Below are 22,304 nucleotides of genomic sequence, written 5' to 3'. Positions count from 1 at the left end.
ATTTCAAGAGTCATCCAAGTTGGCAGAAAAAACTCTGTGCGGCCCTGGCATCTGACGTGCACAATCTCCTCAATACCGATAGGAGGAACGCGTGAGAAAGAAGATTGCCGAGGGATGCGTGTTGCGGAGGATTCGTTTTGCCGCCGCCGGTGGAGCGTTGGCGCTTTCGGCCGTACTCATGGCTGCCGGTCCCGCGACGGCGGCAGTCATCGTCCCCGACTACACCGCGACCGGCACCGACGGAGACGTAGTGGGCGCATACGGCCGAGGGACCTACGCGGTGCAGTACCCGAACAACGTCGAATCCGTGGTGACGACCATCGCAGTCACGGACACTGCCACCGACAGCCACGGAGCCCGCCTCTACATCCGCTTCGGATTGGCAACCGGAGGATCGTCGTCGGCCTACAGCGTCAGCGCTTCAGGAAAGGACGACTACCAGACCAGGACCGTCAGCTTTCCCAGGATCAACATCAGCAACGGCGAGGACGCTATTCAGGTCAAGGAGTGCTTGACCGAAGCGGGCGGGGACTACAGTTGCGGCTCCTGGAGCAACGCCCACTGGCTCCGCTAGCCGCGAGATCAACGGCCAATCCTTCTCCCCTATAGGCGGGCCGCCGGGCTCTGCTGCGACGCATGGCCGCCCGGCTGAGGCGCGGTCAACAGCGGCACGTGCACGATCGCGCCGCGGTTCGCCTCCGGGATCAGGCCGTACGCCAGGATGCACGAGGCGTCGATCCGGCCCGGCGAGTCCGGGTCGGCCGGCATCCACGTCACCCACTCCTTCTCCAGGTCGGTGAACACGCCGCGCAGCCGCACCCGGTCCTGCACCATCAGCTGCGCCACCGGCCCCGCGCGGAGCAGCTTTCCTGTTTCGCGCACACCGGCAGGATCGCCGGCATCAGCTCGGTCTCCGGGATGCCCCCGGCCCGCTGGAGTGCTTCCCACGAGTTCGAGATCGCCAGGACGGCCATGTCCCGGCCGAAGTTCCACTCCACGTAGATGATCGAGGCGTTCTGCTCGTAGGCGAGCCGACACGCCGCGGTGGACCACTCCGCGGGCGCGGGGGTCAGCCTGTCTGTGCGCTCAGGCATGATCTACTCCGATCAGACTCAGGGCCGGGGTGGTATGGGGTGGGCGAGTGGCGAACCGAACCGACGTTCGCAATATGCCGAGCGCTGGCGGACGGGGCGGACCTTTCCTCGTTCGTGGGCGGGCCGTTCGATGTGCGTGCGGTGGTGGCCGCCATGCGGACCAAGGCCAAGGACGGATTCCTACTCGACGAAGTCCCCTGGGAGAACTTCCCGCAGGGGAATCACGTCAGGGAGGCCATCGACCTGCTCCGTACCGGCAGTTCACCCGTTAGTGTCGGAATGGGTGTTGTGAGCGGTATGTGCGCCAACGACATGCGGGCCGCCGCTGTGCTCGCCGTACCGTTCCTGATCCGGATCGCTGCGGACACCCGCAACCCGTACCGTGCCGACGCGCTCGCTGAAGCCTCCTCCCCGGCCCGCGCCCGCTACTTCGGCGTCGCCTCCCACGGCGAACTGCTGCTCCATCGCGCCGACACCCAGTACGAGGACCTCTACGACAACTACGGGGTCGAGGTGACCGGCTACCCGGCGGGCTGGTCAGTTGCCGCCGCCCGGGCTGCGGTCACCGCAGACGGCACCCTCCTGAAACCCCTTCTGCACGACCCCGAGCCTGCGATCCGGATCCACGCCGCCTACGCCCTGGCCGCCGCTACCGACCTCGACCACGCGGTTCGTGCTGCCTTCCACGCCCGGCTCGACGCCGAGCAGGACCCGCTTGTGCGCGCCGCCCTGGTCTTCGCCACGGCCGAAGCCACCCGTGCCCACCCCCACCCGTCGACCACTGTGTGGATGCGAGAACGCTGGCGGGACCGGGCTCAAGCCCCCGAGGCCCGGCTGGCCGCCGCGATCGGCTGGCTCGGCCTCACGGACGAACCCGCCCCGGACGACCTGCGCGCGCTCGTCGACTGCCTCTCCACCGACGAGCGCGCCCACGCCATGGACGACCTGCCCTGGATGGCCTCCGTCGGCGGGTCGAACGAGACCGGACTGCGGCGCTGCGTTCGAGAAATGCTCCACCCCGAACAGTCTGATCCAACCGAGCACGACGACCCATGGGCCCCGCGAACCTTACGGCAGAAGCCGACCCTCGCGCCCGTTCAGCTTCGAAGGTGCGGACCCGATGATCACTCGTCCGGGTGTTGCGGAGACAGTGGTATCGCCCTCGCGTGATCCAGAACTCAACCAAGACGTGGGTCGTGTCTTCCCCGCGAGGGCGGGGGTCAGCCGCTCTCCGTCACCGTGGACGCCAACGGCAACGCGTCCTCCCCTCACCCGCGGGGGTCAGTCGCAGGTGACCGTCCGCCGGTCCGGTGAGCCGCTGCTCTCCCCGCACCCACGGGGGTGAGCCGGAGGCCACCGGTGACTACTGAGGTTTTCGTCGTGTTGTCGGTGATGGCAGATGGCGCTCCCTGCGATTTGCCGGTGGTATGCAGTAGGCGCAGGGTCGGGGCCTGACTGCTGAGCGGCGGTCATCCGGCCGTGTCATTCTTCTGGGGGCGGACCGGGGAGGGCCTGCTGTCAGTTGACGGGGGGCGTGATGGGATTGATCGGTCTCGTGTGCATGGTGGCCGGGCTCGTCGGTGCGGGGCTGTTGCCGTGGCTGCCTGTTAGGGGGCGGGCAGACGGTCTGGCGGCGGCCGGTGTCGCGGGAGTGCGGGGCGGTTCGAAGGCCCCGCTGACGGTGGGCGTGGTGGAACTCCACCTTGCGGGGGCGATCGATGTCGGTCTGCGTGGCCTGCTTCGGCGGGTCGTGCATACCGGACCCGGACGTGACGCGACCTCCCTGCACCGGGTCGTGTGGACGGCGTTCGGCCGGGAGTTGTCGTTGGCTGATACCGCCGCTCCGGCTGTGCGGCGGGCTCGGGAAGAGGTGCGCGCCGAACTGGCCGGGCGTGGCCTGCGATGCGGCCGAGCTCGGCTGACAGCGGCTGGCATGCTGACCACGGCAGCAGGCGGTGCGGCCGTGGCCGTCGCGGCGCGTGAAGCCCTCTGGACGGGTCTGCCCCTGGCCGTGCTCTCGCTCACCTTCCTGTGCGCCCCGGCGCGGACGCTGGCCGGGCACCGGCTGTTGCGCGAGATGCGCCGCCTGCATCCCCTTCCCGGTGCCGCGCCGGCCGGGCCGGGGGAGATCGGGCTCCTTGTCGCGCTGCACGGACGCCGGGCGCTGCGTCTGCTGGTGCCGGAGTTCACCGCCCGCGCCGGTTTGCTCGATGGCCGTGCCCCAGGGATACCGTCGCCCGCTCCGAGGCCGACTCGTACGGCTTCAGTGCCCTTTCCGCTAACGGCGACGGAACCTGAGCTTGTTCTTTAACCTCTGGTGCTGTTGATCAAGTGCGGGTTTCGAGTCCGGCTAGGAGGTAGGCGACGTCGAGTCCCGTACTGAGGTACTGCTCGAAGGTCTGATTGTTCAGGGCCCAGGGCGATCGACTGTGTCGAATGAGCGCGATGGCGGTCGCCGGGTCCTGACCCAGCTCGATGAGGGTCTGTGCGACGACGAGGCCGGAGCGGTTGTAGCCGGAGTGGCAGCGCACGAGAACAGTGCGGTCATTCCGTACGACCTCAGCTGCCGTGACGGCCAGCTGCTGGACCGAGTGGAGTTGCTCAGCCGTGAGCGGGCCGTCCGGGATCTCACTGATCAAGTGGTCTACTCCGGGGTGCGGTCCGTGGCCCGGTCGCGTGAACAAGCTGATGACCAGGTCGAATTCAGCACCGACAACAGCGGTCTGCACCTCGCCGTCAGGCCCGGCCCAGAAGTGCCCGCCCTGCCATAGCCGGGGCCTGACCTCGTTCCACGGTGCCTGCGGTTCGGGGGCGCCTCGGTCCCTCTGACGTGTCTTCACGGACACTCCTTTCGATGTGGACCAACGACGCGGTCAGGCGGCCGCGTTCCCTGCTCGATGTGCTGTCGTCGTTCCTTCATCGTCAGATCACGCAGTTAGGTCTCGCCCACGTCGCAGCGCGGGGCCTTCTGCCGGTTGGTGGAGCCGAGGGGTCGGCCTGGGCCAGGGCCTTCCAGGTTTCGGCGCACTGGCCGGGAGGAGCGACTTCGCGCGGATGTTCCTGAACCCTCGCCGGACTCGCGCCGGGGTGAGTCGTCCGGGTCAGCGGCCCCGGCGGCCCGCCGACAGCGCCTGCAGGCCACCGTCAGCGGTTTCACCACCAGCGGCCGGCGCGCCACCGGCAGCACGCCGACCAGCGGGCCCATGACGCCGGCCGGCACGGCGACGAGCGGTGGGCACCACAGGAGCATGTGGCGCGGCGGCGGCCGGGTCCGGTGTTGGTGGCCAGTTCGGATTCCCCAGTCTCGGCCAGTTGTTGGGAAGTCACCCGGCCGCGGATGTCACGACGCGTAGCCGCCGACCGTCGGCAGTTCGATGCGGTGCTGGTGGAGCCGGTTCCCCGATTCCCTCCCCGCCAGTCGGCGTAGGAGCGATCATGAGGGCCATGGCCTTGGCGACGGAGTTGACGGAGTTGTTGGGGGTGCGGCACCCGATTGTGCTGGCGCCGATGGGTGGTGCGGCCGGGGGTGCGCTGGCAGCAGCCGTGTCCCGGGCGGGCGGGCTCGGGCTGGTGGGCGGCGCGTACGGGCACCGGGAGTGGTTGGCGCGGGAGCTGTCGATCGTGGCGAAGGGCACCGATCAGCCCTGGGGTGTCGGCTTTCTGGCCTGGGCGGTCGATGCCAGCGCGGTGGAACGGGCGCTGGAGTTCCAGCCCGCGGCGGTGATGCTCTCCTTCGGGGACCCGAGCCCGTTCGTCGATCGAATCCGCCGGTCAGGCGCGATCGTGATGGTTCAGGTCACCGATCTGGAGGAGGCCAGGCGGGCCGTGGACCTGGGCGCGGACGTCATTGTGGCGCAGGGAACGGAGAGTGGTGGGCACGGTGCCCGCCGCGGACGGTCCACACTGCCGTTCGTGCCGCTCGTGGTGGACCTCGCGGCACCGCTACCCGTCCTGGCAGCCGGCGGGATCGCAGACGGCCGGGGCCTCGCTGCGGCACTGGCCCTGGGCGCCGCCGGAGCTCTCATCGGCACCCGCTTCCAGGCGACGGCCGAGGCCCTGGTCGATCCCTCCGTCGGCAGGGCCCTGATCGAAGGGCGCGGGCAGGACACCGAGCGCAACAGTGTGCTGGACATCGCCCGCGGCGCGAGCTGGCCGACCAACCAGTACACGGCCCGCACACTCGGCCACCCCTACCTCGACCGATGGCGCGGCCGGGAAGCCGAGCTGGCCCGCGACCCGCGGGCCCGTCAGGACTACCAGGACGACATGGTCAGCGGAGTGATTCCCCCGATGCCGGTCTGGGCGGGCGAGGCAGTCGACCTCATCACGGATCTACCCTCCGCAGCCGACCTCGTCACCACCTTGACCGCCCAAGCCGAGGACGCACTGACCCGGGCCGGCAGGCGACAGCCGGAGAACCGGCCACAAACCCACGGCTAACGACATCCAGCCGAAAGCGGGCACCCACCGGCACATCCGCAACTGGCCGTCCATGGGGAAACTCTGGGCTCTGGCGCGAGTGCCGTGAATGATCTTCGAGGCTCTGGACGGCTTGTGGAGTGGATTGCCTGCCTCGGTCGTCACAGGAGGTCCAGCGGTTCCGTCTCCAACGGCTGGCACCGAAATCAGATGCGCGACAGGAGCCGTGCGGTTAGAAAAGCCGCATGACGATCTTCCACTGCTCCGGATGCGGTGCGGTCCTGACACCCCCGCTGACACTGCTGTCGGCCGTACCGGAACCGCCTCCGTACGAGGAGAGAGAGCAAGGGACGCGGAGATCCGCTGCGACGATGCCCCGGGGGCATTACGCGATCGAGCCCGAGCCGTGGGGCGCCCCCTACGTACCGTACGCGGACGACGAGGACGGCCCGGCACAGCGCCGGGCGGGCTGGAAGGCTGATGAGCGAGGGCTCCTGAAGTCTGCGGGCCCGCGCAGCAACGTCGTCCTCCATCCTGAGGACGCACCCGGACTGGAATTCCTGGCGGAGGCGAGCATGGGCTGCTGCTCCGGACCCGTCGGCGACCGCGGCCTCAACCGTGCGTGTCGCTGCGGACAGCCGGTCGCCACCCTGGCAGCCGACTGCTCCACGGTCTATGAGCTGCACCTCGACGCAGGCAGCGTGCGAACCGGAGACGCGACTAGCTGACAATGGCCATGAGAAGCCGGTTCTGGAAAGCCGCCGCGGTCTTCATGATGCGAGAAGCACGCGCTTGCGCAGGAGGTCCAGCTAGGCTGGACCGAGCATCTGGCGCTTGATCATCTTGATCCCGGTTGTCGTGACCCTCGACCGGGCCACAGTTCCAGCGGAGCGTGAGACCTGCCATGACGGCTTCCCAGTCCTGGCGCAGGCCGGCGGCGAAGCCTTCCGCGTTCCCCGCACGGGCCCCGGGCGACCGCGGACCCGGCCGGACACGGTGATCGCGGATCGCGCGTACTCCGCCCGCGCGAACGCCACATCCGCACGGTAATCCCGCAGCCTGCGGACCAAGTCCGCAACCGGCTGCGGCGCGGCTCCCGCGGAGGCCGCCCAGCCGGATTCGACCCCGAGGCCTACAAGAAACGCAACACGGCCGAGCGGTGCATCAACCGCCTGAATCAGGGCTCCGTGTCGGTCCGCGCCAGGATGCCCCTGAGCATCCCCGTGGCCTGGCCCACCTCGATGAGGTATCCGTCCGGATCGCGCATGTAGCAGCGCAGTTCAGCGCGGCGGTCGATGGGTGGGGTGAGGAACTCGGCACCTCTGGCGCTCGCCGTGGCGTAGAAGTCACGGATGTCCGCGACCCGTACGTTCAGGAAGCTGGAAACGGTGCCGGGATCCTCCGGCGTGCGCAGGACGACGTCGGGCTTGTCGTCGGTGGGCCCGCCGCCCGGGTTCATGATGATCCAGCTGTTGGCGACCTTGACGATGCAGGGGTTCTCCTCCAACACCACGGTCCCGCTCAGGATGTCGGCGTAGAACGCCCGTGAACGAGGGACGTCGCCGACCGTGAGGAAGTGTGTGAGAAGCAGGCCCTCGACCGGTGCGGGGAGATCACCGGCCATGGCGGATGTGACGTCGGACATGTACCGAGGCTATGGCGCGCACGGCCGTGGCGCCCGGCGGCACCGACCGCCCGGGTGACGGGTCCGCTCAGGAGGCGGCCTGCGTCCGGGTAGCCGGAGCCGCGGTGGGCAGAGCCGAGGTGGGTGCAGGCTCTCGACACCCCCGCAGCGCCGACCACCGTGCCGGCCGACCAGTTCGACTGCCAGCGAGGCCTGCGCGCCCTGCTCACCGAACCCGACCCCGACGCACGCAGAAACGGCCAACACGTCAAGGCCCTCACCTACTTCGACGACCTGTACACCGCCACGGTCCTGCTGCGTCCGGCCCCCGCGGCCAGCGCCGGCCCGGCGCCGCGCGAGCCCCGGGTACGGGGCGACTACCGTCTCCCGCAGGACCCCGGTTATGCTGCCGCGGTCCTCACCACCGCGCACCAGCTCCTGGCTGCCGACGCGGCGCAGGCCGAGACTGTGATCAGGCAAGCTCACCGGAGCCGGCGGCGGCGCCCTCATCGCACGCGCCTCCGGCAACGCCCCGGCCATCGCCGCCGCGCTCCGCACCGCGGGGTACGGGGCGTTCGTGACGGTCAGGCCGCCGACCAGTGCGCCGGCGGCCAGTGCCACGATGCCGCGGCGCAACCGGTGCCCAGCCGTCCGCGGAGCAGCGGATGCGGTGCTCAAGAGCATGGGGCGTTTCCCCTCCTGCTAGCACGAACCGTTCCGGCGGCCCGCCGGAACGCGGCAGCGCCCAATACGCCAGTTCACGCGGAGCTGGAAGTCAACGTCCAATCACTACAGGACAGTTCACCTTCACCCGGGCAGGAGAAGGTCATGAGGGCGGCCGGCCCGCCCCGTCTCCGGGCAACCGGAGGACGCTGTACCGGAAACCGGTGGACATGGCACTTTCACGACCGGCACACCCCACGCACACTGGACCCACCCGGGAACCACACCGAGTGTCCCGCCGACCGACAGCCCCGGCCCGCCGACGCCAGTCGTGGGCCGTGACGACAGCGAACCTCCCCGGAGCGTGCCTTGGCACTTCCCGCTCCGGTTGACATCGGACAGACCGGCCACTGCGTCCCCGAACACGCCATCAAGCCATCGACCGCCGATACCTCCAGGTCGTCCCGGCCGGGTGGTTCAGCCTCCGTCGTTCCGAAGGACGTCGGCCTCGGCTCGGGCCATGGCGGGCTCGGCACGGACGGCGGCCACCACCTGCTCGGCCGTGGGCCGTGGGCCGTGGGCGGGGGAACGGCGGGCAGGCGGGTCTTCAGCCGCCCCAGGATCTCAGCGGACTGCCGACACTGCGCCGGGGATGAGCTCCGGCCACGACCGGGCGGCGCTGGACGGTCCAGGTGGCGGGCCGACGGGCCGTCCCCGGCCGGGCCGGACCGCTCAGTGGGAAGGGCCCGCGCCCGGCGGGTGGAAGCAGGCGGTGACCGTCTTGCCGTTCTTCTGCAGGCGGGTGTGCCAGTGGTCGGCGAGCGCGTCGACCAGCGCCAGGCCCCGTCCGCCGATCGCGTCGGGGGCTGCCGATCGCGGACAGGGGAGCCGGGGGCTACGGTCGTGGACGCTCAGGTGCAGACAGCGCCCGTCCCACGTCAGCACCAGCTCCGCGTCGCTGCCGGCGTGGACGTGGGCATTGGTGGTCAGTTCGGACACCGCCAGTACCACCGCGTCCGCCACCGCAGGTGCGTCCCGGTTCCAGCCCAGGGCCTCCAGATGCGTCCGCGCCCACTCCCGGCCGGCCCGTACTCCCGTGCCGAGCGGAAGGCGCCGGGCCCACCCCACTCCGTGGATCTTCGTCATGCAGATCTCCTCCGACCTTAGGATCCTTCGCGGGCCTCCGGATGCGTGCGTCCAACGCCTGCCCGCAGCCGGTGACCGCATGCGACGCACCTCACGGCCCAGTGGTCGGGGCCCGCGAAGGTGGGCCGGTGCGGGAAAGGTCGGAGAGTCCGCCGTGGTATCCGCCGATCGCCCTGTGGCAGTCCGGGACGGCGGGGATACCGGGCCATCCGGGACCGGGCAGGTTCTCCCCTGGTCCCTTCGACAGGTCACCCGCACTGTCCGCTCGGCGGCGTCCGGGCACCGGAATCCAGGCCACGGAGAGTGGAGGCGGGACCTTCGGGCTGATGCCTTCCAGCCGGTGTTGCACGACACCGCACCGGAAACCTCCTTCATCGCGCCGATCGCACCAGCCGACCGGTTGCCGCTGCAGAGGACCGGCGTGCTGCGAGAGTGGCGTGCCGGAACGCGGCCGCGGTGCGGACCCGGCTGGGGCCGGGTCCGCACCGCGGACAGGGGATGCGAGGGGTGCGTCAGTGCCGGAAGGCGTCCTTGACGTGCTCGCCCGCCTGCTTCACGTCGCTCTTGGCCTTGTCGGCCCTGCCCTCGGCCTCCAGCCGCTCGTTGCCCGTGGCCTTGCCCGCGGCCTCCTTGACAGCGCCCTTGGCCTTCTCGGCGGCGTTCCCGATCTTGTCACCCATGCCCATGACGGCCTCCTCGGCGGACTGTTTCGTTCGCGGTCGTTGCGACAGTCCGTGTGCCCCCACTTCCCGGATCCATGCCGGTGCATCGCCGGCGGTTTCGGAATGCGTTCGGGGCTGTGGGTCAAGCGGTCACAGCCGCCCGCCCCACGCCCCCGAAACGGCGACGTGGAGTGGGCGGGGAGTGTTGGCGCGTTCGGGCGGCACCGCCGCCGCCGGGCGCTCGCCGCCCGGTGGCGGTGCGCCGTCAGTTGCGGGGCGGGCGGGTGGCGGTGTCCAGGTAGAAGGCGTCGATGCTCTGCACCGCCTGCTCGAACTCCGCCAGGTTGACCGGCTTGGTGACGTACGCGTTGGCGTGGCTGCTGTAGGCGCCGTTGACGTCGTCGGGGGCGGCGGAGGTGGTGAGCACGACCACCGGGATGGTGCGCAGGTCCTCGTCGGTCTTCAGTACCCGCAGCAGGTCCCGGCCGTTCATCCGGGGCATGTTGAGGTCCAGCACGATCAGGTCGGGGCGGACCGCGCCGGGGGCGCGCAGGTGTTCCAGGGCGGCGATGCCGTCGGTGACCTGGACGAGGTTGCGGGCGCCGCGTTCGGTGAGGGCCTCCTCGATGAGGATGGCGTCGGCCGCGTCGTCCTCGACCAGCAGGACGTCGAAGGCGCGGTCGGGGCTGGTCATGATCAAGGTCTCCGTGGGTGCTTCATCGGAATGGTCGAAGATGCCGGGCCAGCGCCGGCGGGCGCCCTGGCGGGTGAGCCCGCATGCCGAGCCGAGCTGCGGGTAGCCGGCTCCTGCCCGGGCGGCGGTGATCGCCGCCCGGTGCTGCAGGCGTTCGGCGGCCCGCTGGAGGTGGTCCAGGATGTGGAGCGTACTCAGCGCGGGCGCGGTGCCGCCCGTGGCGGAGTCCGCGGACTCTTCCAGCAGTTGCAGCACGAGGCGCCCGGCGAGGCGGGCCACCGCCGCTTCCGCGATCGCGGCCGTCTCCTCCGAGGTGGAGCGGAGCACGAAGTTCTTGCCAGGCATGACCCGTACTTTAGGCCGCATCCGGACCCTCGACAACAACGCTTGTCGCCGTGGCCCTACAGTATGCGCTGGCCTCCCTCCCGGGTCGGCCGCCACCGGAGAGGCACATGATGCACGACGACCGCAGGCCGCCGCGTTCGCGGTCCCTGTCCACCTGGACCACCAGGCGCTGGCTGCGCGTCGGCGTCGCCCTGTCCCTGACCGTCCTGACCGCGCTCGGCCTCGCCGGGGCGTGGGTGCTGCAGCGGACCGAGACCATCAGCGTCGACCTGGTGGACGTCCGCTCCCCCGCCCTGACGTACTCGTTCCGCCTGGAAGCGGCCATGCTCAACGAGGAGACCGGCATCCGCGGCTACGGCCTCACCGGCAACGCCGAGTTCCTGGAGCCCTACCGGCAGGGCCTGGCCGACCAGGCCGCCTACACCGCGCGGCTCGCCGAACTGCTGCCCGGCGAGGAGGAAGCCCTGGCCGACCTCGCCGCCGTCAACGCCTCCATCGCATCCTGGCAGGAGAAGGTCGCCCGGCCGATCGCCGCCGAGCCCCCCGGCTCCCCCTCGGCGCTGGCCACCAGCCTCTCCACCGAGGGCAAGACGTCCTTCGACGCGGTGCGCGCCGCCATGACCGCCCAGCAGGAGCGGCTGCGCGCCGACCGCGCCGCCTCGCGCGCCGACCTCACCTCCACCTTCGACCTGCGCAACTCGGTGTTCACCGCCATCGCGGCGGTCATCGCCCTGCTCACCGTGCTGGTCTTCGAAGGGCTGCGCCGGGGAATCAACCGGCCGCTGGAGCAGCTCGGCGCGGACGCCCGCCGGATCGCGGGCGGCGAGTTCGATCACCCCATCACCACCACCGGTCCGGCCGACCTGCGGCGCCTGAGCGGGGAGATCGACTCCATGCGCCGCCGTCTGGTGCGCGAACTCGCGTTCACCGAGGAGGCCCGGGTGCGGCTGGACGCCCAGGCGGCCGACCTCCAGCGTTCGAACGCGGAGCTGGAGCAGTTCGCCTACGTGGCCTCGCACGACCTGCAGGAGCCGCTGCGCAAGGTGTCCAGCTTCACCCAGCTGCTCCAGCGACGCTACGGCGGGCAGCTCGACGAGCGGGCCGACCAGTACATCGGCTTCGCCGTCGACGGCGCCAACCGGATGCAGGTGCTGATCAACGACCTGCTGGACTTCTCCCGGGTGGGCCGGGTCCTGAACACCAGCGACGAGGTCGACCTGGAGGAGACGCTGGAGCGCACCCTGGACGCGCTCAGCGTCAGTGTCCAGGAGGCGGGTGCCGACATCACCCACGACCCGCTGCCGGCCGTGGTCGCGGACCCGACCCAGATGGGTGTGCTCTTCCAGAACCTGATCGGCAACGCGGTGAAGTTCCGCCGCCCCGGCGAGCAGCCGCACATCCACGTCTCCGCGAGGCGCGAGGGTCCGCTGTGGCACTTCGCGGTGACCGACGACGGCATCGGCATCGCCCCCGAGTTCGCCGACAAGGTGTTCGTGATCTTCCAGCGGCTGCACACCAAGGAGGCGTTCGGCGGCAGCGGGATCGGCCTGGCGATGTGCCGCAAGATCGTCGAGTTCCACGGCGGCACCATCACCGTCGACCCGAACCACCGGGACGGTACCCGGATGGTCTTCACCCTCGCCGCCGAACCGCAGCACGGCGCCGCTGCCTCCACCCTGCCCGAGGCCGTCCGTGCCGGGTCCGAGGCGGAGCGGCAGGCGCCATGACCCTCCCCACACAGTCCGGGCCGGCCGCCGACGAGCAGCTCTACCGGGTGCTGCTGGTCGAGGACGACGAGGCCGACGCGATCCTGGTCGAGGAGCTGCTGCTCGACACCGGCCTGCGCTTCGAACTGACCGTCGGCACCACCCTGGCCCAGGCACGTGCCACCCTGGCCACGACGCCGATCGACTGCATCCTGCTCGACCTGAACCTGCCCGACGCGGCCGGCACCGCCGCCATCACCGCGGTGCGCGAACTGGCGCCCCACAACGCCGTCGTCGTCCTCACCGGCCTCGCCGAGGCCCAGGCCGGCGCCGAAGCGATGGCGGCCGGCGCCCAGGACTACCTGGTCAAGGGCAAGGTCGAGCCCGACCTGCTGCGCCGCACCCTGCGCTACGCGGTCTACCGCAGCCGTACCGAACGCACCGCGATGGAGGCGCAGACGATCCGGCTGCGGGCCGAGGAGAACGCCCGGCTGGAGCGCGGCCTGCTCCCGCCGCCGATCCTGGGCACCTCCACCGTGAAGGTCACCAGCCGCTACCTGCCCGGCACCGCGATGGCCCTGCTCGGCGGCGACTTCCTCGATGTCGTCGTCGGGGACGACGGCCTGCTGCACGCGGTCGTCGGCGACGTCAGCGGCCACGGCCGCGACGCCGCCGCGCTCGGTGTGCTGCTCCGCGCGGCCTGGCGCGCACTGGTCCTCGGCGGCCACCGCGGCGAGGACCTGCTGCACCTGATGGAACGGGTCCTGGTCGCCGAACGCGGCAGCGAGTCCCAGTTCGCCACCGCCACCCTGCTTACCCTCGACCAGCAGCGCGGGACCGCCATCGTGCACCTGGCCGGCCACCACGAGCCGCTCCTGGCCACCGCGGCGGGCACCCGGGAGGTGGCCGTCGCCCACGGCATGGCGCTCGGCATCCTGCCCGGGCTGCGGAACTGGCCCAGTACCACCCTCCCGCTCCCCGAGGCCGGCGCGCTCACCATTTACACCGACGGCCTCACCGAGGGGCACAACGGCACCACGGGCGACCGTCTCGGCGTCGACGGCCTGCTCGCCTTGATCAACACCACGCCGACCGCCGATCCCGGCACCCACGTCGACCTGCTCATCAAACAGGCCCAGGACCTGAACGCCGGCCGCCACACCGATGACCTGGCCGTCCTCCACCTCCGGTGGGACCGCCACTGAGAACCCGGCCGGTCGCCGCGGACACGGCGTGGGTGCCGGGGCCGGCCCGGCTCGGCTCGGCTCGGCCTGCTGATCGGGCAGAGGTGGTGTCCGGGGGCCGCGCTACCATGCGGCGATTTGGAGGTCCCATGAGTTTCACCGTTCCGCCGCCGCCCTTCGACGTGGCGGACCACTTCCCGGACCTGGTGCCGCATGCTCGATCCACAACTCTGCTGTACCCGCGTGCAGGTGCCCCCGGCCGGTGGGAGAGTTCGCTCGGTGGACCGCTGCTTTGGCCGGCTGACGACCCTGGCCGACATGTGCCGCGCCGGACCACTACAACCCTGCGCGCGGACGTGCGACCGTCGGGCCGGCCCCGGTCGCCATGGTGCCTGTGGTTCAACTCTTCGCCAACGATGTTCCGGCCCTGGTGTTTCCGACCGGCACCGATGTGCTCCAGGTGCTCTGGTGTCCGCTGATCCACTCCGCACACGACCAATGGTCGCCCACGCCCGTCCTGCGTTGGCGATCCGCCGCGGGAACCTCGGCCGGGCAGCTGCGGGGGGAAGCGCCGAAACCGTACGAGTTCGACGACGAGTACGTGCCTCGGCCCTGCGTTGTTCACCCGACCGAAGCCGTTGAGTACCCGGACTGGGACCTGCCGGACGATCTGTGCGAGCGTGTCGGCGTGTGGAGCGACGAGGTCGAGGAGGCCACGGGCATCTCCTACTTCGACGCGTTCACCACCAGGCAGAGCAAGGTCGGCGGCTATCCGGGCTGGACCCAGGAGCCGAGGTGGCCCGGGTGCGTCTGCGGCGAGCTGATGGAACACCTCCTGACGGTCTCAGCGAGCGAGTCGTGCGGCCGGTGGCTACCGGTTGAGGAGCGGACGAGTCCTGGCCCCGGCTCGGAGGTGTCCGACACCCGGCAGGACAACAGCCACGGGATGGTCATGGGCGACGCCGGTGGCATCTATATCTTCGTCTGCCGTGCCTGCCCCGACTGGCCCACGATCCACCGCTATGACTGCTGATTCCTGTGCCCTGACCGAAGACCGAGAAGGGCGGCGAACGGATTGCCCGAGACCATTGGACGCGATGAGTTCGCTGCTCTGACCATCAGAACCGACGACGAGGATCGGACGGCGGCGGGCGGTAGTGGAGAAGGCCTGCCGGCCGTGGGGGCCCAGCAGCGAGCATGAGGCCGAGATCCACCTGGTGGACAGCCCCGACCTGAGCCGGGACCACAGGTGAGGCAGCCGTCACCGCGGTGAAGCGGGGCGAGGATCCCAGTGTGGTCTTCATCGCCGACGACACCACGATGAAGTCCGCCCAGTACGCCCTCCTCACCCTCGACCCATTCCACGGGGACAAGGACCTCGACCCCGTGTACCACCAGGAACCGACCGGCCCGCGGCCGCTGAAGTCCTGGTGGCCCGTCAGCAGATGCTCAAGGCCGTCGGTGCCGCCGGAGGCCGTCTGTGATCACGTGTGCCCGGCGAGCCAATGGGATTGGCAGGACTGCGGGTGGGGTGCCGGCCGTGCCGCACCCCACCCGGTCATCAGCCGCCGACCCTCCGGGTGCGGGGAACCGCGGTTCCCCGCACCCGGGCAGGCGGAGGAACCTCAGTGCCAGCCGGTGCAGACCCCGTACTCGATGCAGGCACGCGCCCTGCCCGAACCGTCGACCATGTTGCCGTAGCCGGTGGCGCCGGTCGTTCGCCACCACTGGAACCAGTCGCTCTCGGTCTGCGCGTAGAACCACTGCCCGGCCGAACTGCCCGAGATCCGGGCCCAGTTCGCCCTGCACGACGCGCTGTAGCGGAGCTCGATCGTGCCCCTCCCCGAAGCCACCGATTCCACCGTGTAGGCGTCCCTGTTGCAGCCCGTGTCCACCGGGTCCAGCCCGTAGCAGGAGAGCCCGGAGCAGCTCGCCGTGACCTGGGGCGCGGCGGCGGATGCGGTCGGAGCGGCGAGCCCGGCCAGGGCCGTCGCAGCTGCCGCGGAACCGATCAGGACCCTGACCGCGCGATTCGTACGCTTCATTGACATTTCCTTCCCCGAAGAGACAGGTGGTTGATGTTGTCCGGCAGCATCACGCCCACCACATGCGGCGGGCGTGATACTGCCGGCGGGACGGCCGGGACCTCAGTGCGCGTTGGTGTAGATGTACCGGCCGGTGTCCCAGTTGTAGATGGCGAGTTTGATGGTCTTGCCGGCGTCGGAGCGCCCGTAGTCGACGGCTCCCCACCAGCCGTCGCCCTCGTCGATCGTGGCGGGGGTGCCGGACCAGTCCCAGCCGCTGCCGTTCCACGTCAGGACCCACAGGTTCTGGCCCTGGTGAGTGGTGTTGAGGAACGCGTCGACGTACTCGTGACCGTCGCTCCCCCAGTACACGTTCATCTGCGCGTACTCACCGCCGGCGCCGACGGCGTCGCACCAGTGGTAGTAGGTGCTCGCGCATGCGACCGGGGAGTTGATCTGCTGCGGCGCAGCGGAGGCCGGCGCGGCAGCGAGGGTAGCGCCGACGAGCGCCGTGCTCCAGGCGAGCACGGCCGTCGCGCTACGGATCCTGATGAGCGGCATTGCTGTCTCCTTTCGGTGTGGGCAGCAGGGGTGGCTTCCGGGCGGCCCTGAAACGGTGGGGTCGCGGATGCCGAGGTGCTGCGCCGGTGGGGCGGCACCGCCTCGTACGGGTGGTGGTGCCGCCGGCGCACGGGTTGTGCCGGTGCCGGGGGCGGCCGTTGCTGCGCTGCGTCCTGGCCCGGTTCGAGCTTTCACGGCTGTCGGGTTGTTGCGCAGCCCTCTCCATCACGTGAAACAAAGTGCAGCGCCGCAGGCCGGATCGACCGCTGTAACGAGACAGCCTGTCGAGAAGCCGTTGCAACGGGTTGTCCCGGCTCGTAGGTTGACGCGGTCCGGTGGTGCCAGCGGGTGGGGGAGGACACGGTGGGGCGTCAGGAGAGTCCGCTGGATCCGGGGGACGGGCCGGTGCAGCGCTTCGCAGTGGGGCTGCGCGAGCTGCGCCGGGATGCGGGGGACGTGACGTACCGGGTGATGGCGGGGCGTACCCGGTATTCGGCCGCGACGCTGTCGCGGGCGGCCGCAGGACAGCAGCTCCCGTCGCTGCCGGTGGTACTGGCCTACGTGGAGGCCTGCCGTGGGGACCTGGTGGCGTGGGAACGGCGCTGGCACGCCACGGTGCAGGAGACCGCGGGCCGGAGCGACGGCGACGGCGACGCGCCGTACCGCGGTCTGGCCCGCTTCGAGCCCGATGACCGTGACAGGTTCTTCGGCCGGGACCGGCTCGTCGCCGAGCTGCTGGCTTTGGTGGATGCCCACCGTCTGGTCGCCGTGGTGGGCGCGTCGGGCAGCGGCAAGTCCTCCCTGCTGCGTGCCGGGCTGATCCCGGCGCTCCGGGACCGGGGCCCGACGGGCGCGGGCCCGGCGGCAATCCGGATCCTCACACCGGGCCCCCGGCCCGCCTCCGGCCACGCCGCGCCGACGACGCCCGCGGACGGCAAGGGCGACACGGTGCTGCTGGTGGACCAGTTCGAGGAGGCGTTCACGTTGTGCACCGACACAGCAGAACGCGCCGCCTTCATCCGGCTGCTCCTGGCGGCCTGTGAGCCCGACAGCCGAGTGCGCGTCGTCCTGGCGGTGCGGGCGGATTTCTTCGGCCACTGCGCGGACCACCGCGGCCTGGCCGAGGCCCTGCGCAGCGCCACGTTGCTGGTCGGGCCGATGGGGCCGGCCGAGCTGAGGGAGGCGATCGTCAAGCCGGCCGCCGGCGCGGGCCTGATCGTCGAGCGTGCCCTCACCTCAAGGATCGTCGAGGAGACCGGCGGCGAGCCGGGCGGACTTCCCCTGCTGTCGCACGCCTTGCTGGAGACCTGGCGCCGCCGCAAGGGCAGGGTACTGACGGAGGCCGCCTACGAGGCCGCCGGCGGGGTGCGCGGTGCCATCGCCGGGACTGCGGAACGGGCGTACGACGGCCTGACACCGAAGCAAGCCTTCGTTGCCCGGCGTGTCCTGTTGCGGCTGGTCGCTCCGGGCGACGGGGTGCAGGACACCAGCCGCCCTGCCGACCGTGGCGAGCTCGAATCCCTCGGCACCGGCGACGCCGAGACCAGCACGGCGGCGGTGCTGGAAGTGCTGGCCCGCGCCCGGCTGATCACCCTGGACGGTGACACCGTCCGCCTCGCCCACGAAGCCCTGATCAGCTCCTGGCCCCGCCTGAACATGTGGATCGAGGACGCTCGCGAGACGCTGCGCCAGCACCGGCGGCTCACCGAAGCGGCCAAGGCCTGGGAGGAACTGGGCCAGGACCCTGAAGCGCTCTACCGGGGCACCCGGCTGGCCGCAGTCAGGGCCGCCTTCGCGACCGGCGGGTACCGCAAGGACCTCACCCCGTTGGAGTCCAGGTTTGTCAGGGCTGCTCTCACCGCCCGCGGCCGAGAGCAGCAAAGCGCGGCGCGTTCAGCCCGACGGCTGCGTGTTCTCGTCAGTACGCTGTCCGCCCTGGTTGTCCTTGTCCTGTTGACCGGGGTGATTGCGTGGCAGCAGAACCTGACCGGGGAACGGCACCGCATGGAGGCCGCTGCCCGCCGGGCCGCCGCGATGGCCACCGGCATGCGCTCCTCCGACCCCCTCACAGCCATGCGACTGAGTCTCGCCGCGTGGAGTACTGCCGATCTGCCTGAGACACGCTCCGCTCTCCTCGCCGCCGCCGTCCAGCCGGACCAGGACGTCTTCATCGCTCCACCGTCCAGCAGCGCCGTCCCGCAGACGCACTTCCTCAGCGGCGACGGCCGCACCTTCGTCGGTGTCGGCCATGACGAGGTCGTGAAGTGGGACGTCGACACGCACCGGCCAGTGGCGACACTGCCCGGGGTGGGGTCTCTGGCTGAGGCTGTGGAGGACATGAGCGCCGATACCCGGACACTTGCCGGGTTCGAGTACGGCTACGTGAACGTATGGAATCTGCCCGCGACCACGGAATCGGCCCCGGTGTTTCGCCGCTCCTTCGGCCTGGGAGTGGATCCGACCGCGGCCCGTCTCGGCCCGAGCGGGCTGACCCTGCTCCTCCACGCCGTGGCCGGCGCGGACAAAGTGATCCAGGTTCGGGATGTCCGGGACAACCGGCTGCTGCTCGAACGACGCATCGGGGGCGGTGAGCGCAGGCCGGTGGGCCCCGACGAACTGCACGGCGTGCCGGAAACCAGGCAGCGGCGGATGCGGTTGGAGGACCGCATGCCGTACTACCCGTACCCCGACGCATCGCTCAGCCCAGACGACAGCCTGATGGCGTTGTGCATTCCGGGCGAGCCGGTCCAGGTGTGGGACGTGCCCGAGCAGCGACAGGTCCCGACGCCCTGGGCTCCCGACGTCACCGCGCAGCAATGCCTGAACCAGGCCGTCGGGTTCGCGCAGGAAGGCCGCCTCCTGGCAGTCGTCGACAGCGAGGGTGTCCGGATCTGGGACATCACCTCGGGAGCGGAACTCCCGCGGATCAAGCACGCCGGCGTCAGGGAGACGGCGTTCAGTCCGGACGGAACACTGATGGTGGCCTCGGACGGCAAGGAGGTGCTGCTCTGGCGCCTCGACACCCCATCGGTTCCGCTGCTGCGGTATCCGCTGGCCAGCAGCGAAGCGAGCCAGTTCAGGCTGGATCCGGCCGGGCACCGGATCCGCTACCTGGAAGGTCCGACCGGGGCCGCGGTCCGGACCATCGACTTCACGAACATCCTCGTTCCGTCCTGGACGAGCCGGCCGATCACGGCCGCCGCGTTCAGTTCCGACGGAAGCATGCTCGCCACACTGCCGCCGCTTGAGGGCGGGAACACGTACCGCTTCCAACTGCGCGATCTCCGCAAGGAAGGAAACGTCGTTGACCTTCCCGGCACGTCCTGCGTCTCGCCGCATCGGCTCCCCTTGCCGTGCACCGTCCTCATGGCGCTGCGTCCCGACGGTGGAGCGTTCGCATACAGCGTCTTCGACTCCCTTCAGGCGGAGACGCCCCCCAGAGTGTCCATCTGGGACGTTGCCACCGCCGGTGTCACCGCAACGCTGGACCTCGTGGCCGGTGACGGGCTCACAGAGTCCGGCGTCAACGCTATCGGCTTCACATCGGACGGAGGGTCGCTCGTGGTGTCACGGACCGATCAGGACGGATGGGGGGCCGTGGAATCCTGGGACCTCTCCACGAAGGCCAGGACAGGGATGATCACCCACATCGGCGGGAAGCAACCTGCGGTGCGGCCGGACGGAAAGATCCTCGCCATTCCGCACCACCGGATTCCTGACCTGCCACCAGGTCAGACGAATCTCGGTGTGCTCGCCAAGAACACGACCCGCGCAGTGGCATTCAGCCCGGTCGGCGACTACCTCGCCACCGCCGACGAAGCCGGCCGCGTCACACTCCTGGACAGCACCCAACAGAACCTGGGTGTACTGCCCGGTGCCGTCGGATCCAGCACCACAGGAGGGTTCGGCCCCATCGTCCAACTCGCCTTCTCCCACGACGGCCGCACCCTGGCCGCCGCGGGCGCCGACGGCACGCTGCGGATGTGGGACCTCGCATCCCGCCAACCACTCGGCCCCGCTCTCCCCACACCAGGAGGAACCGCCCTCGCCCTGGCCTTCGGCCCCGACGACCGCAGCCTGCGCGCAACGACCGAGCATGCGACCGTGCACGAGATCACCATCGCCCCGGAACAGGAAGCCACCGGAATCTGCAAACGAGCCGGAGGCGCACTTCCTCATACAGACTGGGACAGGTACCTCCCCGAGGTTTCCTACCGCAGGATCTGCTGACCTCACCACCAACAAGGCGACCTGGCAGGGTGACGCCCCACTGCCGCTGCACGACCCGAAGGCGGCCAAACCCTAACCGGCCACCTGCTCGACCGCTCAAAGCCTGGCGGGCGGTACCGACCTGGGGCGGCCGGCGGCCGGGCGGAGCGGCTTCGTCTGGCCGCTGTCTCACGCACGCGCCGTACCGGCTCGGCGCGTGCGTGACGTTGCGCCAGTGGGCCCAGGTCGAGGGGCGGCGTCCTAGGCCAGGCCCTCCCTCTCCCCCGGCAAAACCCCGCCCCTTCCCCTGATCGAGGACGTCGCCGACCGTGAGCACGGACCGGTTCCCTCCCACGACGGGGCACCCCATCAGTACGGCCGGTACGGGCGAGGCCAACGGGGCTCACCGACCTCGCGGAGTCCGTCCCGAACGCCGACCGGCCCGCATCGCCGTGCACCGACAGGGCAACCGCCACCCGCTCTCCCTGGTGACCGGCCCCGACGCCGAGGCCGTCGCGGCCCGGCTGGCGCGGGCGCCCCCGGTCAGGATCGGATGGTGGCGGGCAGGATGACTTGCCGGAGGACACCGGTGTCCTCCGGCAGGCGGCCGCGTCGGGCGGTGAGGGATGATCAGTGCGTGCTGGTGCAAACAGAGTTGATGCGTTCCTCCAGGCCGGAACGGGTGATGGTCAGGGCCCACACACCGTTCGGCCGCGCGGTCGTGGTGTGGCGCGGCGACCCGCGCGAGGCCGCCGGCCGGCACGTCATCGAGTGGACCGTCGATGAGGACGTCCGCTGGGGCCTCAAGACCCAGCCGGCCCCGCTCGCCGAACCGGGAGTCCGGGAGGAGGGCGGCCACGTTGTCCTGCGGGGACGACTGGAGCTCGGCGAGGATTCCGTCGCGGTTCTCACGATGGGCGGCTCACAGCTCCTGTTCCAGGTCCGTGCACCGCCACCGCCCGGCGGCATCGACGGCACCTGGGTAGAAGTCACCCTCGCAGCGGACAAGGTGGAGCTCTACCCGTACGCGCTCTGACTGCCGGTCAGGTGCCTGCGAGCCGCTTCTCCGGCCGGCGGTACGGGGGAAGGGTGCAGGCGGCTGCGGCGGTGAGGGATCCGGCGCAGAGCAGGTAGAGGGCGGCCGTTCGTACGGCCCAGGGCGGTGCGCCCGGGACGGGGCCGAGGGCGGGGCGGACCTCGTGGCGGGGATCGTAGGTGAAGAGCACCGGGCGGCCGACCGCGAAGCGCTCGTCGCGGGGGTCGGGCTCCGCCAGGGTCCACCGGGTCCCGTCGGGGGCACGGGCGCTGAGGTAGAAGCTCAGGCCCGGGAGGGGGCCACCGCTTTCGACTCCTTCGCTCCACCGCCTCTCCACGATGCCGGTGACCGCCACCCCGCGCTCGTGCCGCACCTGCAGGTCGGTCCAGAACGGGGTGACCACGCCGTAGACGGACGCTCCCAGCAGGACGGCGGTCGAGGCGACCGCCGTCACGGCTCGCGGGACCGACTCCCGGGCGGCGACCTCGAAGAGGACCACTCCGTGGAGCACCAGGGCAGCGAGCCCGATGACCAGCATGGTCAGGTAGAACAGCATGTCGTCGGTGAGCCGGTACACGCCGGCCGTCACCCACGAGCCGGCCACCACAACGGCGGCCGGCACCACGGCCACGACCACGAACCGCCCCAGGACCTGCAGGGCGGGAGGCCGGCTGCGCCCGGACGTATCCCCCATGGCCCACAGCGTGACCTTCCGCGCCCCCGCCCACAAGCCCCTGGCAGGGATCCGGGTGGAGGTGGTCTCGGCGGCGGCGGGGGGCTTGAGGCAGGGGGTGGTGATGCCCAGGACCGTGCGGTTGTCGCCGGCGGTGCTGGAGACGTGTCGACGACGTACCGGCGCTCGGGGTGGGACGGGGGTCAGGCGTCTGCCCTGCCTGTCGTCAGCACGGGTCGTCGGGCCGGGCCCCGGTTCCGGGGC

General features: G+C 70.7%; 20 protein-coding genes and 3 pseudogenes. 12 read left to right on the top strand and 11 right to left on the bottom strand.

What is annotated here, in order from left to right:
* Positions 1-91 precede the first annotated feature (91 nt).
* The gene (locus ACFCX4_RS06340; RefSeq protein WP_376139342.1) at positions 92-574 is read left to right on the top strand and encodes a hypothetical protein; all 483 of its coding nucleotides are present in this window, start codon (positions 92-94) and stop codon (positions 572-574) included.
* A gap of 29 nt (positions 575-603) precedes the next feature.
* On the opposite strand, the gene ACFCX4_RS06335 is transcribed toward ACFCX4_RS06340, so the two are convergent.
* Complete coding sequence (locus ACFCX4_RS06335) at positions 604-882, bottom strand: hypothetical protein (protein ID WP_376139341.1); 279 nt, start codon at positions 880-882, stop codon at positions 604-606.
* On the bottom strand, positions 834-1,094 hold the full coding sequence (locus ACFCX4_RS06330) for a hypothetical protein (protein WP_376139339.1): 261 nt from the start codon (positions 1,092-1,094) through the stop codon (positions 834-836). The genes ACFCX4_RS06335 and ACFCX4_RS06330 overlap by 49 nt, the downstream gene beginning before the upstream one ends.
* A 39-nt stretch (positions 1,095-1,133) precedes the next feature.
* Between ACFCX4_RS06330 and ACFCX4_RS06325 the strand changes: the two genes are divergently transcribed.
* Both ACFCX4_RS06325 and ACFCX4_RS06320 read left to right on the top strand, forming a co-directional pair.
* Positions 1,134-2,264: a hypothetical protein gene (locus tag ACFCX4_RS06325; protein WP_376139337.1), complete on the top strand. Its 1,131-nt coding sequence runs from the start codon at positions 1,134-1,136 to the stop codon at positions 2,262-2,264.
* A 364-nt stretch (positions 2,265-2,628) separates the two neighbouring features.
* Positions 2,629-3,405, top strand: coding sequence for a hypothetical protein (locus tag ACFCX4_RS06320; RefSeq protein ID WP_376139336.1), 777 nt, complete (start codon positions 2,629-2,631; stop codon positions 3,403-3,405).
* A gap of 16 nt (positions 3,406-3,421) precedes the next feature.
* Here the strand turns inward: ACFCX4_RS06320 and ACFCX4_RS06315 are convergent, their stop codons facing one another.
* Positions 3,422-3,934 (bottom strand): protein phosphatase, encoded by a 513-nt coding sequence (locus ACFCX4_RS06315; RefSeq protein WP_376139335.1) that lies wholly within the window; start codon positions 3,932-3,934, stop codon positions 3,422-3,424.
* 95 nt (positions 3,935-4,029) lie between these two features.
* Positions 4,030-4,195 (bottom strand): annotated as a pseudogene (locus ACFCX4_RS06310) (transposase); the annotation flags it as partial.
* A 343-nt stretch (positions 4,196-4,538) separates the two neighbouring features.
* On the opposite strand from ACFCX4_RS06310, the gene ACFCX4_RS06305 reads away from it, so the two are divergent.
* The 3 genes and pseudogenes from ACFCX4_RS06305 to ACFCX4_RS06295 all read left to right on the top strand — a co-directional run.
* The gene (locus ACFCX4_RS06305) at positions 4,539-5,534 is read left to right on the top strand and encodes an NAD(P)H-dependent flavin oxidoreductase (RefSeq protein ID WP_376139334.1); all 996 of its coding nucleotides are present in this window, start codon (positions 4,539-4,541) and stop codon (positions 5,532-5,534) included.
* Between the two features lie 224 nt (positions 5,535-5,758).
* Entirely contained in the window at positions 5,759-6,241 is a 483-nt protein-coding gene (locus tag ACFCX4_RS06300; protein WP_376139333.1) for a hypothetical protein, read from the top strand.
* Between the two features lie 214 nt (positions 6,242-6,455).
* Positions 6,456-6,694 (top strand): annotated as a pseudogene (locus ACFCX4_RS06295) (IS5/IS1182 family transposase); the annotation flags it as partial.
* Here the strand turns inward: ACFCX4_RS06295 and ACFCX4_RS06290 are convergent.
* The 4 genes from ACFCX4_RS06290 to ACFCX4_RS06275 all read right to left on the bottom strand — a co-directional run bounded on the left by ACFCX4_RS06290 (position 6,691) and on the right by ACFCX4_RS06275 (position 10,647).
* Positions 6,691-7,158 (bottom strand): VOC family protein, encoded by a 468-nt coding sequence (locus ACFCX4_RS06290; RefSeq protein WP_376139331.1) that lies wholly within the window; start codon positions 7,156-7,158, stop codon positions 6,691-6,693. The pseudogene ACFCX4_RS06295 and the gene ACFCX4_RS06290 overlap by 4 nt on opposite strands.
* A gap of 1,374 nt (positions 7,159-8,532) precedes the next feature.
* Complete coding sequence (locus ACFCX4_RS06285) at positions 8,533-8,946, bottom strand: ATP-binding protein (RefSeq protein WP_376139329.1); 414 nt, start codon at positions 8,944-8,946, stop codon at positions 8,533-8,535.
* Positions 8,947-9,458: 512 nt separating this feature from the next.
* A complete protein-coding gene (locus ACFCX4_RS06280; protein WP_376139327.1) occupies positions 9,459-9,632 on the bottom strand; it encodes a CsbD family protein in 174 nt (57 codons plus the stop codon).
* A gap of 241 nt (positions 9,633-9,873) precedes the next feature.
* Positions 9,874-10,647 carry a response regulator gene (locus ACFCX4_RS06275; RefSeq protein WP_376139326.1) on the bottom strand — a complete coding sequence of 258 codons (774 nt, stop codon included), beginning with the start codon at positions 10,645-10,647 and terminating at the stop codon, positions 9,874-9,876.
* A gap of 110 nt (positions 10,648-10,757) precedes the next feature.
* On the opposite strand from ACFCX4_RS06275, the gene ACFCX4_RS06270 reads away from it, so the two are divergent.
* From ACFCX4_RS06270 to ACFCX4_RS06255, 4 genes and pseudogenes are all read left to right on the top strand, one after another.
* Positions 10,758-12,374: an ATP-binding protein gene (locus ACFCX4_RS06270; RefSeq protein ID WP_376139377.1), complete on the top strand. Its 1,617-nt coding sequence runs from the start codon at positions 10,758-10,760 to the stop codon at positions 12,372-12,374.
* Entirely contained in the window at positions 12,371-13,558 is a 1,188-nt protein-coding gene (locus ACFCX4_RS06265) for a PP2C family protein-serine/threonine phosphatase (protein WP_376139324.1), read from the top strand. The genes ACFCX4_RS06270 and ACFCX4_RS06265 overlap by 4 nt, the downstream gene beginning before the upstream one ends.
* Before the next feature lie 364 nt (positions 13,559-13,922).
* Positions 13,923-14,570 (top strand): hypothetical protein, encoded by a 648-nt coding sequence (locus tag ACFCX4_RS06260; RefSeq protein WP_376139323.1) that lies wholly within the window; start codon positions 13,923-13,925, stop codon positions 14,568-14,570.
* A gap of 218 nt (positions 14,571-14,788) precedes the next feature.
* A pseudogene (locus ACFCX4_RS06255) lies at positions 14,789-15,238 on the top strand (hypothetical protein); the annotation flags it as partial.
* On the opposite strand, the gene ACFCX4_RS06250 reads toward ACFCX4_RS06255, so the two are convergent.
* Both ACFCX4_RS06250 and ACFCX4_RS06245 read right to left on the bottom strand, forming a co-directional pair.
* On the bottom strand, positions 15,163-15,582 hold the full coding sequence (locus ACFCX4_RS06250; protein ID WP_376139321.1) for a DUF2690 domain-containing protein: 420 nt from the start codon (positions 15,580-15,582) through the stop codon (positions 15,163-15,165). The pseudogene ACFCX4_RS06255 and the gene ACFCX4_RS06250 overlap by 76 nt on opposite strands.
* A 102-nt stretch (positions 15,583-15,684) precedes the next feature.
* A complete protein-coding gene (locus tag ACFCX4_RS06245) occupies positions 15,685-16,122 on the bottom strand; it encodes a hypothetical protein (RefSeq protein ID WP_376139320.1) in 438 nt (145 codons plus the stop codon).
* Positions 16,123-16,527: 405 nt separating this feature from the next.
* Here ACFCX4_RS06245 and ACFCX4_RS06240 point away from each other — a divergent pair, with 405 nt between their 5' ends.
* Together ACFCX4_RS06240 and ACFCX4_RS06235 are read left to right on the top strand one after the other, a co-directional pair.
* Positions 16,528-20,352, top strand: coding sequence for a helix-turn-helix domain-containing protein (locus ACFCX4_RS06240; RefSeq protein ID WP_376139318.1), 3,825 nt, complete (start codon positions 16,528-16,530; stop codon positions 20,350-20,352).
* A gap of 616 nt (positions 20,353-20,968) precedes the next feature.
* Entirely contained in the window at positions 20,969-21,367 is a 399-nt protein-coding gene (locus tag ACFCX4_RS06235; protein WP_376139316.1) for a hypothetical protein, read from the top strand.
* A 7-nt stretch (positions 21,368-21,374) separates the two neighbouring features.
* Here ACFCX4_RS06235 and ACFCX4_RS06230 read toward each other — a convergent pair whose 3' ends face one another.
* Positions 21,375-22,061, bottom strand: a complete 687-nt coding sequence (locus ACFCX4_RS06230) for a hypothetical protein (RefSeq protein ID WP_376139315.1) — start codon at positions 22,059-22,061, stop codon at positions 21,375-21,377.
* Between the last annotated feature and the right edge of the window lie 243 nt (positions 22,062-22,304).

It is taken from the genome of Kitasatospora sp. NPDC056327, assembly GCF_042261735.1.
Taxonomy (GTDB): Bacteria; Actinomycetota; Actinomycetes; order Streptomycetales; family Streptomycetaceae; genus Kitasatospora.
This window is presented reverse-complemented; position numbering and strand designations above follow the sequence as displayed.